Annotated in this window: 1 pseudogene; it reads left to right on the top strand. The window is 63.4% G+C overall.

What is annotated here, in order from left to right:
• Positions 1-254 (top strand): annotated as a pseudogene (locus tag R0J88_RS21765) (choline ABC transporter permease subunit); the annotation flags it as partial.

The following is a 254-nucleotide window of genomic DNA, read 5'->3' as shown; positions in this document are numbered from 1 at the left end:
CCACGGCGTGACGTTCGCGCTGACCTGGTTCAACCCCCTGGCCCTGATCGGCCTGATTGCCCTGCTGGCGCACCTGATCCAGCGCAAATGGGGCCTGACCGCCTTTGTCGTGCTGTCCTTCCTGCTGATCCTCAACCTGGGGTACTGGCAGGAAACCATGGAAACCCTGGCCCAGGTGCTGTTCGCCACCCTGGTCTGCGTGCTCATCGGCGTACCGCTGGGCATAGTCGCAGCGCACAAGCCGCTGTTCTACA

The sequence above is a fragment of the Pseudoalteromonas sp. SIMBA_162 genome, from assembly GCF_046535955.1.
GTDB lineage: Bacteria > Pseudomonadota > Gammaproteobacteria > Enterobacterales > Alteromonadaceae > Pseudoalteromonas > Pseudoalteromonas marina.
Note: the sequence above shows the minus strand (reverse complement) of the source record. Positions and strands in the feature narration are given on the sequence as shown.